This is a genomic window from Candidatus Francisella endociliophora (genome assembly GCF_000764555.1).
Taxonomy (GTDB): domain Bacteria; phylum Pseudomonadota; class Gammaproteobacteria; order Francisellales; family Francisellaceae; genus Francisella; species Francisella endociliophora.
This window is the reverse complement of the sequence record NZ_CP009574.1, coordinates 631,186-648,316: the sequence shown is the minus strand read 5'-3', so window position 1 is coordinate 648,316 and position 17,131 is coordinate 631,186. Positions and strand designations below refer to the sequence as shown.

The following is a 17,131-nucleotide window of genomic DNA, read 5'->3' as shown; positions in this document are numbered from 1 at the left end:
TATATGGCTACATTTTTAGAATTATTGCGAAGTGTAAGACTAGGAAATCCACAGTATTTAGTTTCTATTGAGTCTGAATATGGAGAGAATTTATACTTTTTCTCAGGCTCAAGAGATAAGACTATTGATAATATAACTTATAAAGCTACAAGCTTAGAAGTAGACTTACAAGTTACAAGCGAGACAGAGCAGAGCAAGAACACGGCGAGCGTTAAGATATCAGCTATGGATCATTCAGCAGACTATCTTTATCGCCGTAAAGACTTAAAGAAGTGGACCATATCAGTGTATGGCTATGATAAGAGTGCAAGTGATAGGCCTTTACTTATACAAGGCGAGTTATCCAAAGGCACTAGAGATGGCAATAAGTGGGTATCATTTCAGATTAAGACACTACCAAATAAACAACAAGATGAGTTTTGCACTCAGCAATTTACAAAAAGATGTCCGTTACAATTATATTGTACACAGTGCGGAGTTGATAAGTCTAGCTTTGTAGATACAAGAAGTATCATGACTGGTAGCGATAATCTTACAATATCACTTGATACAAATGACAAAGCAGATGGTTATTATGTCGGTGGTTATATTGTATCAGCAGACACAGGATATCGCACAAGTGTTATAAGAGAGCATACAGGCACAACAATTAAAGTTGCTAATGTGTTTGATAGCCAGTTTCTTAATAGCAAAATAGTATCAATCTATGCAGGTTGTGATAAGTTGCCTTTGACTTGTAAGGATAAGTTTAATAATTATCGTAGATATGGAGGCTATCCTCACATGTCTAACCTAAATGCTGTTACTCGTTCAACTTTCTAAAATCCGCATATCTCAATAACTCTTACAATATAAAATATTTACTTTTATTTATCTCTTATGTTCGGTTTTTTAGTTGGCTTTGTGCTAGTAGCCTTGTCTACTCTTTTCATGAAAAGACAAAACAATCAAAGCAAAATTAAAGCAGATGCTTCGATAGATCAGAACAGTATACCTCGAGCGGTTATATCAAGTCCGATACCAATACTCTTTGGCGAAAGAAAAATAAAGAATATGAACATTATAGTTGATGGTGGCTTTAATTCAGAAGTTAAGAGCCGCACAGAATCAACAGGTGGGGGTTCTAAATAATGCTTATAACTTATGCAGACCTTAGAAAAGTTGGAGCTTGTGCAAGTGGTATTCATGAGATATGTACTAAGCATGATATTAGCCTTGTAGAGCTTAAAAAAGGCGGCGTTAATAAGGATACATTACTAACCAAAAAAGATGCGATTATAAGGCTTTATGTAAGCAAAGCAGTTAAGAAAAAGGCGGTTAAATAGATGGCTTTATTCGGTGGTAGTTCTCAAAAAAGCCAAGTGCAATGGGTAGAGTATTATTACTCTCTTAGGGGTGTATTATGTCTTGGTGGTGTTGATAATATCACAAGAATTAAAGCAAATGATAAAGACCTTTTTTATAATACAACTTATGACTTAACAGCTTCTAATGATATTACGGCTACAGTTGGTCAGTACGATCTTTACGGATCAAGAGATAAAGAGGGCGGTTTTGTAGCACCTATTCGGATTAAGGATGGGCATCCAACTCAAACAGCCGACAATTACTTCGGAATTAATGGCAAGCTCAATAATTCAACTAGTGATCTATTAGAAGAGCCTGCTTATCTGTATGTAACAACATTAAGCTTAGAGAATGCCTATATTGGTAATAGCTCAAACTTTGGCAATCTTGAGATTTGGGCTGCAAGAACACAGAGAGAATTAGATTACTCTGATATGTGGTATAAAGAGAAAGCTAAAGTTTTTGGTGGTATTAATCCGGTCCATATAATTAGAGAGACTTTGACTTATTATGGTTCACCAGTAAAAGGCAGGCCAGTCAACTTTAATGATACTAACTTTAGAGCAGTAGCAGATAGGCTATATGATGAGGGGTTGGGTTTATCTTATTACATTACAGAACCTACAGTAGTACAAGATTTTATTGATGAGATATGTAAGCAAGCCGACATATACCTTAACTTTAATGAGTATACGCAACAATACAACCTTGTATTAATGCGAGAAACAGACCCCACAGGTGCTTTTGAGATATCAGATACTAATGGTTATTTGGTTGAATTTATTAGTGCTACACAGTCTGAGGCTGGCGATGCAGTTACTCAGGTTGATATTGAATATACAAATGATGATAGACATGATGAGAAAGATATTGAAAGTGCTTTTGATACTGGAATGTTTGAAGAGTTAGGCAGGCATAACATAAGCAAAATAACTTACGCTGGTGTAACAAAGCCAAGTATCGCTAGATCGCTGGCTGATAGAGAATTAAGAAAGCTAAACGCATGTCCAGAGACTATCGAAATTAAAGCTACAATTCATGCTGATGTACTGAATGCAGGCAACTTAGTTATATTCTCATTTTCTCAGCGTGGTTATTCTAATCGTGGCTTCAGGGTTGTATCTAAGCAAAAGACAGGCTTTTTAAGAGCTAAATATGTAACACTTAAATTAATATCAGACTTATGGGTAGATGTAGCTACAATAGACCAAACAGTTGATCCTATACCAGTTCCAGAGCAACCTACAGAAGTACCTAGCAGAGTTGATAATATATTATACTATCAGATGGCTACGATTTTGGGAGATGCTGAAGCTAGAGCTAAAGACGGATCAGAAGTTGCATTTATACATCAAACCATTAATGACAATAATAATCAATACTATAGATTAAGAATTGATACAGATACTCAAGTTGATACTTATGACTTAGGAGCTGGTTTCTTAATCAATCAAGATATATCAAAAATAGATACAGTTATAACTTATTCTGATGTATACAACAATAGTAAAATATCAACTGATAAGTACGCTATGCTTAATGATGAGGTTATATATATCGAAGCTATAGACTATGTTAACAAGACCATTATAATCCAAAGGGGATTGTTAGATACATACCCACAAGAACACGGCACTGGGGCTTATTTATTCGCTACTCAAGGCAACTACAGAGCTAATGATAAATATTTCTTAAATGATGACTTAGATATTAAGTTTTTAACTCTTAAAAATGGCTTTGAGTTGGATTATACAACAACTACAAATTATGATATTACACTTGATCCGAGATACTATAAACCTTATCCGCCAAAGAATATTCAGATAAACGGACAAGATCCGCTTACAACAAGTATAACTGTATCGGCAGAAGATATTAAAATAACTTTTTCTAGTCGTAATAGATTAACAGAAACTGGTGCTTTATTTCTTAATTACTATGATGGTGCAACGACTATAGAATATAATGCGCTCAACCAAGTTGTACTAGAATTCTTCTTATCTGGGGTATCTCAAGGAACTATTACAACACAGGTTAACACTAACTCAATAACCGTAACACAAGCAGAAGTACAAGCAGACATAGGCACAGATGATTATGATGTAACAGCTACTATTTCAGCTATTAGAGATGGTGTGGAAAGTTACCAAACATTTAGTACTGATTTTGTATTTGAGCAAATTGTAGCTCCAACAATAAGTGCTATAGCACCACTAACAACGACATCCACTGGGAATATTAAAGCTATTATCTTTGATTTGGGATCTAGTGATATTGTAAACCTTGAATATCAATTTAGATATAGATTACAAGGTAACACTACTTGGATAGAATCAGCTTGGCAAACTGGCGACACATATTCAATATCTGGACTTACAGAAGATGCAGCTTATGAATATCAGGTGAGTCTTAGAGATAATGTTCTGTTATCTAGTTCAGTTAGCGAAATTAGAACATTATTAACAAATAGTATTAATGTTGGTTTAATATCTCATTATACAATGAATCATTTTAATGAAAATATTGTTATAGATGAAGTAGGAAACTATAACGCTACAATTTATGGGGCAACAGAAACAATTTACGGATTATCATTTGATGGTATTGATAATTATTTAGATTTTGGGTCATCTTTTGATATATCTGGTAATGAGCTCTCAGTTGCATTTAGAGCAGAATTATTTACACCTGCAACTGTAACATCTCTTATTTACTTTACAAATGACGAAAGTGTAGGAAATAAGCCAGTTATAAATGCTCATATACCTTGGAGTGATAATAATATATATTATGATTGCGGTTACGATACTACATTTGCTACAAATAGAATATCTAAAGCTATTTCAACATCTGAATGGACTGGTGTCCACGATTGGGTACTTCAAAAAAATGCTGTAACTGGAGTAATGGAAATTTATATTGATGGCGTATTATGGCATTCTGAAACTGGTAAGACAGCAGCTATTATCAATACTATTTATAATAAATTATGTTATTATGCTCCGCAGAATACATATAAGAAAGCTATATTTAGTTATTTAAGATTCTACAGTAAAACATTAACGTTAACAGAAATAACAGCATTAAACTCTTAAATCCACAATTACAAAACAGCATTATAATATACAAAAATATCAAAACATTATTTTTATGGCAACAAATCCTTATACAGTAGCTCAAGGCTCTGATTATGTAGAAATAGATCTTACCTTATTTGGTATCGCTGATGGTGATACTTTTATGATGAAGAACACAGGAGAAAGGGGCATTGAAATATTTAGCTCTGCTACATTACCCGATTCCTCTTTAAGAGGATGGCCAATAGAGAGTAAAGAGAAAGAAAGTTATCTCAAAAAAGTTGGCGAAAACTTATATATAAGAAATATAAATAAATATAGTCCAGATCAAGTAATAGTTATAGAGGTGTAGTAGATATGGGTGTTATTCCTGAGAATATTGGAACTGGTGGCGGTGGATCATCTGAAACAGCTTCATCAATAAAAACAAAATATGAATCAAATCAAGACACTAATGCTTATACCGATGATGAAAAATCTAAAGTAGCTAACACACCCGCAAATGTTATAACAGAGTTATCTAATAAAGAGCCTGTTTTTAATAAAAATACAGCTTTTAATAAAAATTTTGGGTCAGGTGCTGATGAGGTCCTTGAAGGTAATGCAACTTTCGATGCTTCGAGAATAACTTCTGGAATTATAGATATTGCAAGATTACCTAACTCGGCATTTAGCAAATTAGTGACTGTTACTGATGAAACAGCTAGATTTGCATTAACTACTGCTACTGTTCAGGAGGGTGATAGTGTTAAACAAAATGATACAGGAGTATTATATTTTGTTAGTGATGAACTTAATTTAAATAATTCTTCTGGATATACTGAATATACGGCGTCTATTGATTGGTCTTCAATAACATCTAAACCACAAAACATTATAGATATTGAAAGCATTAATGCAAGTAATGATGACATAATACAAAAAAAAGCAGGTGTTTTTGTAAATCGAACTTTAGAGCAACTTAAAACTGATCTAAATATCACAGCACAAACAAGCAATTTAAGTGTTTCGCGAACAATAAATAGTGTTACTGTAGTGAATTCTGCAGGCGATGATGCAGTTATACCAGAAGCAAATTTTAATTTTGCTGGAGCTATGAACACTACAGATAAGGTTTTACTAGATTTATACAAAAATCATATAGGTAAAGTTTCTGTATTCACAATCGATGGCGGAACTATAGACAACGTATCAGATTTAGTTGAAGTGAATGGTACTTCTTATAATGGTTCTTCTTTTGTTAGTAGAGGAATAAATTACATATTACTAAATCAAGGTTTTGCTTACGAGCTTGTTTTTAATGGTTTCCCTCGATTCACGTCAACTTCAGGAGAGCTGGCTTTGCAATTCGATATTGTGTCAGGGTCTTCTAATAATTATGCATCGACTTGGGCGCTATATAAACCTATTAATGCTAATAGTACTGAGTTTTCAAATTGCACGCCCAAAATGTATATAGACTGTACTGTTGACTGTCAAATTGGACTTCGCTGTGTTGGCTTGAATAATTTTCAAGATTTCTTCACTTATAACAATACATCACACATCACAGTTAGAGTTTTAAGAAAGCTGTAGATAGCTGTGGAAAAGTTTTATCTTTATCACAAAATTACACACAAAATCATTTTTAATATTCTTTAAAGCCTTGCATGCAAAAGGTTTAATGATCTTTAATTATTTACCTATACAAAAACTTGAAAATATTTCTCCTAATAAATCATCAGAAGTGAATTCTCCAGTTATTGAATTTAAATACTCTTGTACAATTAGTAACTCCTCTGCAAGGAGCTCCCCATTACCAAGCTGAAGCTGTTCTTTTGCTAGCTCTATATGTTCAAATGCTTTATTTATAGCGGTTACATGTCTTTCACGGGCCGTATAAATACTTTCATTTTGGTTTGTGTAGCCAACTTTTTTGAGAATATGGGATTTTAATTTATCTATGCCAATATTATTTTCAGCTGATATATAAATATGATTATCTTGGTTTTGAGGAGTTTCTTTAAGTAAATCTATCTTATTGTGTACATATGTTATGTCTATATCTTTAGGAATCTGCTGATAGAATTCAGGAATTATGTCTTTAATATCGCTAAATCTAACTTTGCTATTAGTATAGTCATCTGTAACAAAAAGTACCTGGTCAGCTTCTTGAATTTTTTTGATAGCTCGTTTTATACCTTCGCTTTCAATAAGATCATCACTACTTCTTAATCCAGCTGTATCTATTATATGCATTGGCACACCATTTATTTGGATATGCTCTTTTACGATATCTCTAGTTGTACCAGCAATTGCTGTAACTATGGCTGAGTCTTTACCAGCTAAAGCATTTAGAAGACTAGATTTACCAGCATTAGGTTTTCCAACCAATATAAGGGTAATGCCTTCTACTAATATAGCTCCTTGTTTACAACTATTTCGTACTTGTAAGATATTACTATAAATATCAGCTAAGCTACTGTGTATTTTTTTGTCTTCCAAGAAGTTTATTTCTTCTTCTGGAAAGTCTATAGAAGCCTCAACGTACATTCTTAAGAAAATTAATTTTTCAAGTAAGCTATTTATCTCTTTTGAAAATTCACCTTGTAGTGATTTAGCAGCTGATTTAGCAGCTATTTCAGATGAGGCGTTTATAATGTCAGATACCGCTTCAGCTTGAGCAAGATCTAGTTTATCGTTCATAAATGCTCTTTCTGTAAATTCACCTGCTTTTGCCATCCTTGCTCCATAACCTAGAGCAGACTTAATAATTAAGTTGAGTACGAAAGGGTTGCCATGAGCCTGTATCTCTACCACATCTTCACCTGTATATGAAAAAGGTGAATTAAAAAATACAGCAATACCATGATCTATAGTTTCTTGAATATCTTGGCTGTATATGTTACAAAAAGTTGCATAGCGAGGTTTAAGCTCTTTTCGAGTTAGTTTCTGAGCTATTTTTAGAGCATCTGTTCCTGATATGCGTATTATGCCAATACCACCATTACCTTGAGGGGTTGCTATTGCAACAATAGTGTCTTTTGTATACATTTTTTATTTTAATTTATTATTTGAATTATCAAAAAAATCATCATCTTCTTCTTGATCTATTACCCTACCTTTTTTAGTTTTTCTTTGCTTAAAGAACTCTGGGTTTTCTTTCATTATTTTTCTACGCAAGAAAAATGATGAAATCATTAAAAAAATAATTAAAAAAACAAAAAGTGGTGCAAAAATAATAAATGACATTACAGCAACTGCTATAAGAGCCAAAGAGCTTAATATTTGCTTTACAGTGTTAGTCATAGCTTTTCTTTATAGTATTTAGCTTGTATAATGTGGGTACAAGTATATCACTTTGGTGATTATTAAAATAGGGCTCATAAATAGAATGAGCATGATGTTCAAATCTGGAGGTTTATATATGAATATTCAAATTACTGGTAGACACGTAGAAGTTACTGAAGCAATCAAAAATTATGTCAATGAAAAAGTTGGTAAAGTGGGGCAGTATTTTGACCATATCACATCAACAAAAGTTATCTTAGCTGTAGAAAAAGATCAGCAAGTTGCAGAAGCTATAGTTACTGTCCCTGGTAGTGAATTTGTTGCAAAAGCAGAAGATAAAGATTTATATGCTGCTATTGATATGTTAGAAGACAAGCTTGCTCGTCAGCTTAAAAAACATAAAGATAAAATGAGAACAAATCACGGCGAATAATACTTAATTCTTCATTTTCCAATTTATCTAAAAATATTTCTATGAATTTAAAAGCTCTTATCGATAAGAAGAATATTATACTTAACCTAAATATTGAATCTAAAAAACGTTTGATTGAATTTCTTGCTAATAGGCTAGCAAATACTTATTCAGATGTTGATGAAGATATTGTGCTGAAAAACATCTATAAGCGAGAAAGGATAGGTAATACATACATTGGTAAAAATATATACATACCTCATTGTCGAGTTGAAAACCTTAGTACTACAAAAATTATTGTCGTGACACTTAAAAATGGTTACTACGATGACTCAATTAAAGACGCTATAAAAATAGCAGTAGGGGTGTTTTTCCCAGATAATATTTCTAATATTCATATGGAGCTATTAAAGCAATTAGCACTTTTTTTAAAAAAAGAAGAAACACAAAGGTATTTTGAGCATGCGCCAAATGCCAAAAACTTATATAACTTAATAGTTGAAACTAAAGATGAAAACGAATCTATTTAATAATATTCGAATTGTACTTATTGAGCCGTCTCATAGTGGTAATATTGGTTCTACAGCAAGAGCGATGTTAAATATGAATTTAACAAATTTATGGCTGGTTAATCCTAGGAAAGGTATTGATGATGAAGCAATTGCATTGTCATGCCACGCTACAGAGGTTGTTAAAAATGCAAAGATTGTTAATTCTCTGGAAGATGCTCTTGATGGTATTGACTATGTTGTAGGTACGAGTGCAAGGGTTCGTAGGGTTTCTTTACCTATTGAGCCTATAGCCAAAGTTGCGACAAAAGTTTTGAAGAAGGTTCAGAAGTCTAATGAGAAAATAGCAATACTTTTTGGCAGAGAAAGGACAGGTCTTTTAAATGAAGAGCTGCTTATGAGTAATGTACATGCCTACATTCCATCTAATGAAGGTTATACATCTTTAAATCTAGCTCAGGCGGTACAACTAGTCGCGTATGAAATACATAGACAGGCAATTGAGATAACAGATATTAGAGATGTTCCTGAATATAATCACTTACATAAAAAAGCTTCTGTAAAAGAGCAACAAGGCTTATATCAACACTTTGAAGACAGTATGATTAAGTCAGGTTTTTTGGATAAAGAAAAGCCTGGTCATGTCATGGATAAAGTAAAAAGGCTTTTCCAAAGGTCTGAACTTGAGAGTCAAGAAGTAAATATATTAAGAGGTTTTTTAACATCTTTAGAAAATCAGGATAAATAATATGATTATTTTAGGGGTAGATGAGGCTGGGCGTGGCCCACTTTCTGGACCTGTCGTTGCTGCAGGAGTTATTTTAGATCAGAATAATATAATTGAAGGGCTTAATGATTCAAAGAAACTGAGTGATAAAAAACGAGAAGCTCTATATCGTGAAATTATAGCTAAGGCTAAAGCATATTCAATTGTTGAAATATCACCTCAAGAGATTGATGAGCTAAATATTTTACAGGCTACTTTAAAAGCAATGAAACAAGTTGCGGATAATCTTCAGAAGCAATTTGATAAAGTATTGGTAGATGGTAATAAATTACCAAATTGGAACTATAACTCAGAAGCTATTGTTAAAGGAGATTCAAAAATAGTAGAAATCTCAGCAGCATCTATACTAGCAAAAGTCCATAGGGATAGGATATGCCTTGAGCATGATAAACTATATCCAAAATATGGTTTTGCAAAACATAAAGGCTATCCTACGAAAGATCATCTTGAAAATATTAAGAAATATGGTGTACTGGAAATCCATAGAAAGAGTTATAAGCCAGTTAAATCTATATTTGAACAGAATTAGAATATTGTAATTATTTTAATCATCTATTTTAGCTAAAATAATCTTCCAATACGTCGCTATACTCATCGAATAGAGGATCTAATTTAGTATTTTTCATATTGTATGATTTTTTCATACTATATGATTGTAATGGTCCCACATACATAAAGTTAGTTTGACATCTTATAGCACCAGCAGAGTTTGCTAGATACTCTTGGGTGCTTAACTTTACCTCAAAAGAAAGATCTCGATCTTTTTTAGCAAAAATAGGTTCAATATTGTAATTATTAAGTATACCAGTTAGATGATCTCTATGCCTACTTTTATTAGTGTGTGCACATACAAAATAATCCTTGTTATCTCTATTTGATTTAAAATGAAAGCCGTTAATTAAATTTGAATAGCGATTATTATTATTATCTAGTTTCTGTTTAGCTTCACTATCATTGTCGAATGCTAAATTCCATAAGCTAAATTGCTCGATATCGTTAGAATAGAAACCGATATATAGCCTTGCTTCGAATCCAAGCATCTGTAAAAAACTCACAATGCTTTCTGCTACTTCTTGTTTTTTTCTTATTATTTTTTTTAGTTCACTACTAATATTAACTTTCGAAGAGTCTATTAAATGTTCATAATTATTTACTAAGAAATGCCCTTTCTTTATATAAGCCATTTGACAATCAAGATGGTATGTAATATTTGGAATATGATAAACATTATCTGTACCAAAAATCTTCTTATATTTTTCTAAATTATATTCAATAGTGCGTTTAAGCTGGGGATTCTTTTTTACTCTTTTCTTATATGCTTTGTCCTGGAGATACTTTAGGTTACCAGCATGTTCATCATAAAAAAGTACTCTCTCACCTATAAAGTAAAAGTCTTCACCTTTTAAGTTTTGTACATGAAAAAGATTACCTCCTTCTAAAAGCTTATTGGTTAAATGCTTGCTATGAAATTCATTTTCTGGATCAATATCCTTCACATCTTTATTTTTTGCTTTAACATCAGCAAAAACATATTCATCATAGTAATCTTTGTTACGTCTTGTTCTTCCTAGCGAATAATCAATAGCGTAATCAGGCTGTTTGAAAATATCAGCGGGAGCAGTATCATCGGTATTAAAGAGTGCAAATTTAGAATTTTTATTTCTAATATAGTTTTTATATTTTGCACTAAAAATATAGTCACGAATCCAAAGATCTACTTTGTATAATTTTCTATGAGGTAAATTATGATTTTCCGCAATCTCAACTAATGCATCATAAAATTTGGAAAATCTAGAAAATATAAGTATACCTTGGCATGAGTCAAAATGATCTTTGAGAGCATTTGATGTAAAAAACTTTTCACATTTAGGACATTTAGGCATAAGTTATAGTCATTTACTATAGGTAATTTCATTGTACTGTGCATTTATGGTTATGTAAAATATATATCGAGTAGAAATGTTAATTTTAAATAAAAGCAGGAGTTTTAGACAGTCATGCAAAGAGTTATAAATCCATACGGAACTTGTTAAAATAGTATGCACTCTTTATATAACTTAGCTATAACATGATATCAAAATGTGAAACTATTCAATTAAAACTTGCAGACCAAAATGATATAAGGTTTATTTTAGATATAGAGAATGATTCAGAAAATTCTTTATATATTGGGAAATGGACTTACAGCCAGCATAGAGAGGCACTAAAAAATGATGATATTATATATTTTATTATTAAAGATTCTTTAGGTAATAAGGTTGGGTTTGTAATAATAACAGAGCTACTAAATAAACATAACTCTATTCATATTAAACGAATTGCTATCAGCTCCTTATATAAAGGCAAAGGTTATGGTAAAGCTGCTTTTGAATTAATATTAAATTGGATTTTTAAGAATACTCAAGCTCATAGAGTCTGGCTTGATGTTAAAGATTTTAATACTCGAGCTATACATATATACAAGTCTCTAGGTTTTGTTATAGAGGGAATGCTACGAGATTATGAGTTTAATAGTTTAAAAAATAAGTATGAATCATTTCATATAATGTCTATTCTTAGAAAAGAGTATGAAATTTTAGAAAGATAAGTATTTGGTGAGTTAATCTAAAGTAAGAACATTATCTGAGTTTGATTGACCAGGCTTTTTAGGATTAGCTGTTTCATCATCTTCTCCTTCATCAATATTGATACCATAGCCAAATTCACGAGCGTACATACCTTGTTCTGTCTCTTTAGAAAATACTTCAAGAACAGCTTCGATGGGTAGATTCACCAACATTGGTTCACCATCAAAAGTAGCATCAAAAGAAATGTGGTTATCATCTATGTTAAGATTTTGTATAGCTTGAGGAGATAAGTCTAATAAGATCTTTTTATCTTCATCTATATAGTTTGTCGGCACGACGACATTCTCATATTCTGTATCGACTAATACATAAGGTGTAAACCCATGATCAACCAACCAGTTGTATGTCGCTTTAGCAACATAAGCTCTTAGCATAGCCATTGTTAAGCTCCTTCTCCTTTAATGGTACGAATAAAGTTTGGTTCACTTAATAGTTCTTTGATTTCAGCAATTACATTTTTATCTTTAGTTGGAATAGAGATCTTTAGTTTAATGAAATAATAAAAAACAAAAGTTATTATAAGAGTTAATACATTAATATTTTGAGCATCTGGATTGCTTTCTGCATTAATTTCTCTTTCACTAACTATAGTTCTATATGTGCTGATTATGTCTTTTTGCATCATCATTTTGATTTGTTCAGCCTCTTTCTCGTCAATATTACCATCTTGAAGTTTGATAATATTCTGTAGGTATGTTTTATTCACGTACTCTAGCAAAATTCTAGCATTAGCACGTTGTTTAGGAAAAACAGGGAACATCGGAGGAAAAGGGTATAAATCTTCGATAGCTTCTATAATAACACCAAGCCTATATACAGCAAACTCATCCGTGCTTAGAGTTGGTATATTACCATTCGGTGTAATAATATTAAGCTCTTCTATATGCTTTGCACTTTCATCTTCAGAAACATCTATAAATTTTGCGTTAGCTCCTTTGATAAGAAGAATCATACGAGCTATATCACTATAGACATCATCCTTTTTTGTATATAAAACCAAGGTTTTATCCTCCTAGTAATAATGAAATAAAAAGAATAATAGAAATAATATAAAAAGATATATTAACGCTTAGAGAATTGTCTTCTTCTACGAGCTTTTCTAAGACCAAATTTCTTACGCTCAACTTTACGTGGATCACGAGTAACAAATCCTGCTTCACGAAGCGCTGATTTAAGATCTTCATCAAACTCAATAAGAGCTCTAGTAACACCAAGACGGATAGCACCTGCTTGACCAGTAGTTCCACCACCTTTTACAGTTACTTTGAAGTCAAAGTTTTCAGTATTATTAGTTAGTTCTAAAGGTTGTTTTACAACCATGCAATCTGTTTCGCGACATAGGTATTGTTCTAATGGAAGACCATTAACGATAAATTGACCAGTACCTTTTTTCATAAACACACGAGCTACAGAACTTTTACGACGACCTGTACCATAATTATATTCTGACATTTTTACCATCCTTTATTAAATATTGTGAGCTTGAGGTTGTTGAGCTGTATGTGGGTGATTTTCACCTGCATAAACTTTCAATTTTTTAAACATTGTACGACCTAGAGGAGTTCTAGGTAACATGCCTTTAACAGCTTTTTCAATAGCTCTTTCTGGATGAGTTGCTATTAGCTTCTCAAAAGAGATTGATTTGATACCGCCAATATATCCAGTATGGTGGTGGTAAATTTTGCCTTTTCTTTTGTTACCAGTTACAGCTACTTTTTCAGCATTAACGATAACAACATAGTCACCAGTATCCATATGTGGAGTGTATTCTGGCTTGTTTTTACCTCTTAGGATCATTGCTACTTCTGTAGCTAGACGACCTAAAGTTTTATCTGTAGCATCAATCAAAAGCCATTCTCTTTTGATGTCTGATGGTTTTGCAGTAAACGTTTTCATCTTTTTTCCTTTATTTATTGTTGTCAATTACTCAGTTTTTGCAAAAAATTCTTAATTTCACAAATCAAATTGATTTGTCATGCATTTAAAAATTTAAGCAGACTATATGATACATTCTTAGATATTAATAATCAAATTATTGATGTGCTTTTTTGAATAATTTTATTTGCTTGGTTATTTGAGCGTCTAATACAGTTTTCTATAGCTAATCGATCAAAGAAGTTACCTGTGATATATAGAGAGCTATCTTTGTTGAGCTCATTATCCAAATCTTTTAAAAAAATACTGTGATTACGATGATAGCAAGGTAAAGAGTTATTTTTAATATAAGTGTGTAAAATATCATTTTTTGAAATTTTTAGAAGCTCAATTATTTTTTTAACTAATTCTTCTTGAGAGATATTATCATGACAATGAAATACTATTGCTCGGAGCTTATCATGTTCTATTACATCCCGAGTAACTGCCGAATAAAAAAATTGCTCTTTTCCTATTAGACCAGCTAAACTTTTGATCTGCTTTAGATCTGCTTTTTCAATAACTACTCCTATACTGGTAAGTTTTGACATGGTAGGGCTAAAATTATGCTTTGCAATATTTGGTTTTATGTCTTTTAGAAGTTCTTCAGTTATATACCAAGGAGTTGCAAGGCATAAGTTATCTGCTGAATAGCTTGTATTATTAGTTTGAATTATCCATTTATTTTCTTTTTGGGCTACTGAGATGACATTCTCATGTATTACTTGCTGTTTATGATTTACAAATAGCTCAGATAATCCATTTTTTAATGTGAAACTTCTTGGTAAAGTTTTATCTCTATCATACTTTTTAAATAGATACTCCATTGGGAAACTTTCACTATTTTGAGATAGTACAGCATTAAAACAGTATTTAAATGTTTTGTTATAATTAGACTTTCCAAAAACTTTTTTAGCATATTCACTTACCGTTTTATTTTCTTTAGAAGTATTTCTATTTTTAATAAAATTAAATACTAAAGTGAAAGGGTTTAAGTTTGTGAAGATGCTTTCAATTTTATTGCTTGGTTGTACAAATAAAAAAGGAAGCTTTTTTCTTGGTTGTATATCTTTTTCAAGAGAGTTGGTTTTAATATACTCTATAGTATCTGAGTAAGAGTTGTATATAGTGTGAGCTCCCATCTCAAACCAAAAATCTTCATAGCTTGTAGAATCAATACATCCCCCAACTTTATTTGGTTCAAAGATAACGTTTTCTATATTCGCTTTTGATAATTTCTGGGCAAAACTAATGCCAGAAATTCCACCACCTATTATTATAGTATTTATATGTTTCATATTAGTTATTTGGTAAAAGTATCCATAATTTGCCACGATTGTTCATGTGACCTGCGTTAAATTCAGCTTGTTTCCCATGCCCCCAGAAAACATCTCCTCGTATAGCTCCTCTAATAGCACCACCAGTATCTTGAGCTATCATTAAACGGTCTAAAGGTTGTGTGTCATTATGATTATCTTTGAAATAATCTGTTTCTAACCAGAGCGGGACTCCGTATGGGTAGAATTCATCATCAACAGCTAAAGAATAACCAGGTGTTAATTCAACATCTTGTGCACCTACTGCATTTTTACGATCTAAATACCTAAAGAAAACAAAAGACGGATCGTAATTAAGAACTTCATCAATTTTATCTTTATTGTTATTTAGCCATGCTTTGATTGATTGCATAGACATTTCTTTGACTGACATGTATCCATGATCAAGTAGGTATTTACCAATAGGTTTGTATGGGTGTCCATTTTGACTATCATAGCCAATAAGAATATCTCCACTATCGGTCTGTATTCTGCCTGAGCCTTGGATTTGTAAAAATGTTCTATCAACTTTTGATTTCACCCAAACAAGTACGTCTTTTTTGGCAAAGAGATTACCTTTGGCTATTTGTTCTCGAGAGTAATAAGGAACAAATTTTCCTCCTTTATACCGACCAAAAGAATATGTATCATCACCGTTAGGTTTTTTTGCCAAATTGTCTGGTGTACGATAAATCGGGACAGTGTATTGTAATGTTTTGACCAGGCTTCCTTTTACAGTAGGTTCATAATAGCCTGTAAATATTCCGGTGTTTTGATCTTTATATATTATTTGATATGGTGTAAATTCATACTCAAAAAAGAGTCTAGCTTCTCCATTAGTTTTTAAGTGTGTGCTAATTGCTTTTTGGCAAACATTTTGCCAATTTGCATATTCTGGTTCATTTTCTTCAATTATTTTCTTACAAGATTTTTTAAATGTATTAAATGATTTTAGCTGATTTGCATTATTCCAATTATTTAGAGAATTAAATTTTACTTTTTTATATTCAACATTATCTGAGTATTTCTTTGTAAGATAGTGTTTAGCAGTGATATTCGTGCAACTTGAAATAAGTATGGCAAGGAAAAAAATACTTATCTTTTTTGAAGTTTTCATATCAATCATAGGCACCAAATTTAAAAAATATAAATAATTATCTTGAAAATACTCAAACAAGCATTATCTAACAAATTGTAGTATCAACAAGATAAAAATAAAAGGTTATATTTATGACAGATTCTAAAAAAGACAATATTCAAGAAAATGATTTAAGTGCAGAAGAGCTTTTATCAGAAGCACAAGAGCAGACACATACTGAACTTAATGAGCTTTCTACCGAAGAGCAATTAGAAAAATCAAAAGATACTATTAAAGAGCTTGAAGAAACATGTGACGCATTCAAAGATGAAGCTTTAAGAGCAAAGGCTGAAATGGAAAATATTCGTAGAAGAGCGGAAAAAGAAGTTTCTAATGCACGTAAGTTTGGTATAGAAAAATTTGCCAAAGAGCTTTTACCTGTTGTTGATAGCATTAATGAAGCATTAAAGCATGAAGTTAAACTTGAAGAAGCTGTAGCAATGAAGGAAGGGATAGAGTTAACTTCTAAAATGCTACTAGACACCCTTAAGAAAAATGGTCTAGAAGAAATTGACCCAAAGGGTGATAAGTTTGATCCTAATGTTCATGAAGCTATGGCAATGGTTCCTAATCCAGGGCTTGAAGATAATATTGTTTTTGATGTGTTTCAGAAGGGATATGTCTTAAATGGTCGTGTGGTTAGAGCAGCTAAAGTGATAGTTGTAAAAAATTAAAAAAAATCTTGAAAAAGTAAAGAATATACCCATCTATTAAGTTAGATGATTTTAAACTAA

The 17,131-nt window shown here is 31.9% G+C and carries 21 protein-coding genes; 12 read left to right on the top strand and 9 right to left on the bottom strand.

Features of this window, described 5'->3' with window-relative positions; all coding sequences use genetic code 11:
• Nucleotides 1-3 precede the first annotated feature (3 nt).
• The 6 genes from QI37_RS09895 to QI37_RS03115 all read left to right on the top strand — a co-directional run bounded on the left by QI37_RS09895 (nt 4) and on the right by QI37_RS03115 (nt 5,999).
• Nucleotides 4-822, top strand: a complete 819-nt coding sequence (locus QI37_RS09895) for a phage BR0599 family protein (RefSeq protein WP_052399135.1) — start codon at nt 4-6, stop codon at nt 820-822.
• A gap of 108 nt (nt 823-930) precedes the next feature.
• Nucleotides 931-1,131: a hypothetical protein gene (locus QI37_RS03135; protein ID WP_144242702.1), complete on the top strand. Its 201-nt coding sequence runs from the start codon at nt 931-933 to the stop codon at nt 1,129-1,131.
• Complete coding sequence (locus QI37_RS03130; protein WP_040008471.1) at nt 1,131-1,325, top strand: hypothetical protein; 195 nt, start codon at nt 1,131-1,133, stop codon at nt 1,323-1,325. Before QI37_RS03135 ends, QI37_RS03130 begins: the two co-directional genes overlap by 1 nt.
• Nucleotides 1,326-4,442 (top strand): phage tail protein, encoded by a 3,117-nt coding sequence (locus tag QI37_RS03125; protein ID WP_040008466.1) that lies wholly within the window; start codon nt 1,326-1,328, stop codon nt 4,440-4,442.
• A gap of 55 nt (nt 4,443-4,497) precedes the next feature.
• Nucleotides 4,498-4,776 (top strand): hypothetical protein, encoded by a 279-nt coding sequence (locus QI37_RS03120; RefSeq protein WP_040008463.1) that lies wholly within the window; start codon nt 4,498-4,500, stop codon nt 4,774-4,776.
• Nucleotides 4,777-4,781: 5 nt separating this feature from the next.
• On the top strand, nt 4,782-5,999 hold the full coding sequence (locus QI37_RS03115) for a hypothetical protein (RefSeq protein ID WP_040008461.1): 1,218 nt from the start codon (nt 4,782-4,784) through the stop codon (nt 5,997-5,999).
• 99 nt (nt 6,000-6,098) lie between these two features.
• On the opposite strand, the gene mnmE is transcribed toward QI37_RS03115, so the two are convergent.
• Together mnmE and QI37_RS03105 are read right to left on the bottom strand one after the other, a co-directional pair.
• Complete coding sequence (gene mnmE, locus QI37_RS03110; RefSeq protein WP_040008458.1) at nt 6,099-7,457, bottom strand: tRNA uridine-5-carboxymethylaminomethyl(34) synthesis GTPase MnmE; 1,359 nt, start codon at nt 7,455-7,457, stop codon at nt 6,099-6,101.
• Between the two features lie 3 nt (nt 7,458-7,460).
• Nucleotides 7,461-7,712: a DUF2852 domain-containing protein gene (locus QI37_RS03105; protein WP_040008456.1), complete on the bottom strand. Its 252-nt coding sequence runs from the start codon at nt 7,710-7,712 to the stop codon at nt 7,461-7,463.
• Nucleotides 7,713-7,830: 118 nt separating this feature from the next.
• Between QI37_RS03105 and hpf the strand changes: the two genes are divergently transcribed.
• Genes hpf through rnhB form a run of 4 tightly spaced genes read left to right on the top strand, consistent with a single transcriptional unit; the run spans nt 7,831 to nt 9,931 of the window.
• Complete coding sequence (hpf, locus tag QI37_RS03100) at nt 7,831-8,127, top strand: ribosome hibernation-promoting factor, HPF/YfiA family (protein WP_040010672.1); 297 nt, start codon at nt 7,831-7,833, stop codon at nt 8,125-8,127.
• A 41-nt stretch (nt 8,128-8,168) separates the two neighbouring features.
• Nucleotides 8,169-8,636, top strand: a complete 468-nt coding sequence (locus tag QI37_RS03095) for a PTS sugar transporter subunit IIA (protein WP_040008454.1) — start codon at nt 8,169-8,171, stop codon at nt 8,634-8,636.
• On the top strand, nt 8,617-9,363 hold the full coding sequence (locus QI37_RS03090) for an RNA methyltransferase (RefSeq protein ID WP_040008452.1): 747 nt from the start codon (nt 8,617-8,619) through the stop codon (nt 9,361-9,363). The genes QI37_RS03095 and QI37_RS03090 overlap by 20 nt, the downstream gene beginning before the upstream one ends.
• A 1-nt stretch (nt 9,364) precedes the next feature.
• Nucleotides 9,365-9,931, top strand: a complete 567-nt coding sequence (rnhB, locus tag QI37_RS03085) for a ribonuclease HII (protein WP_040008448.1) — start codon at nt 9,365-9,367, stop codon at nt 9,929-9,931.
• A gap of 28 nt (nt 9,932-9,959) precedes the next feature.
• Here the strand turns inward: rnhB and QI37_RS03080 are convergent, their stop codons facing one another.
• Entirely contained in the window at nt 9,960-11,285 is a 1,326-nt protein-coding gene (locus QI37_RS03080; RefSeq protein ID WP_040008445.1) for a hypothetical protein, read from the bottom strand.
• A 185-nt stretch (nt 11,286-11,470) separates the two neighbouring features.
• Between QI37_RS03080 and QI37_RS03075 the strand changes: the two genes are divergently transcribed.
• A complete protein-coding gene (locus QI37_RS03075) occupies nt 11,471-11,989 on the top strand; it encodes a GNAT family N-acetyltransferase (protein WP_040008443.1) in 519 nt (172 codons plus the stop codon).
• A gap of 12 nt (nt 11,990-12,001) precedes the next feature.
• Here QI37_RS03075 and mglB read toward each other — a convergent pair whose 3' ends face one another.
• From mglB to mltA, 6 genes are all read right to left on the bottom strand, one after another.
• Nucleotides 12,002-12,409: a transcriptional regulator MglB gene (gene mglB, locus QI37_RS03070; RefSeq protein ID WP_040008440.1), complete on the bottom strand. Its 408-nt coding sequence runs from the start codon at nt 12,407-12,409 to the stop codon at nt 12,002-12,004.
• A gap of 2 nt (nt 12,410-12,411) precedes the next feature.
• Nucleotides 12,412-13,029 carry a transcriptional regulator MglA gene (gene mglA, locus QI37_RS03065; protein WP_081946976.1) on the bottom strand — a complete coding sequence of 206 codons (618 nt, stop codon included), beginning with the start codon at nt 13,027-13,029 and terminating at the stop codon, nt 12,412-12,414.
• Between the two features lie 62 nt (nt 13,030-13,091).
• Entirely contained in the window at nt 13,092-13,481 is a 390-nt protein-coding gene (gene rpsI / locus QI37_RS03060; RefSeq protein ID WP_040008439.1) for a 30S ribosomal protein S9, read from the bottom strand.
• A 15-nt stretch (nt 13,482-13,496) separates the two neighbouring features.
• On the bottom strand, nt 13,497-13,925 hold the full coding sequence (gene rplM, locus QI37_RS03055) for a 50S ribosomal protein L13 (RefSeq protein WP_040008436.1): 429 nt from the start codon (nt 13,923-13,925) through the stop codon (nt 13,497-13,499).
• Nucleotides 13,926-14,056: 131 nt separating this feature from the next.
• Nucleotides 14,057-15,250 carry an NAD(P)-binding protein gene (locus QI37_RS03050; RefSeq protein WP_040010670.1) on the bottom strand — a complete coding sequence of 398 codons (1,194 nt, stop codon included), beginning with the start codon at nt 15,248-15,250 and terminating at the stop codon, nt 14,057-14,059.
• Nucleotides 15,243-16,376, bottom strand: coding sequence for a murein transglycosylase A (gene mltA, locus QI37_RS03045; RefSeq protein ID WP_434061680.1), 1,134 nt, complete (start codon nt 16,374-16,376; stop codon nt 15,243-15,245). The genes QI37_RS03050 and mltA overlap by 8 nt, the downstream gene beginning before the upstream one ends.
• 113 nt (nt 16,377-16,489) lie before the next feature.
• On the opposite strand from mltA, the gene grpE reads away from it, so the two are divergent.
• Nucleotides 16,490-17,071, top strand: a complete 582-nt coding sequence (gene grpE, locus QI37_RS03040; protein ID WP_040008433.1) for a nucleotide exchange factor GrpE — start codon at nt 16,490-16,492, stop codon at nt 17,069-17,071.
• The last annotated feature ends 60 nt before the right edge of the window (nt 17,072-17,131 follow it).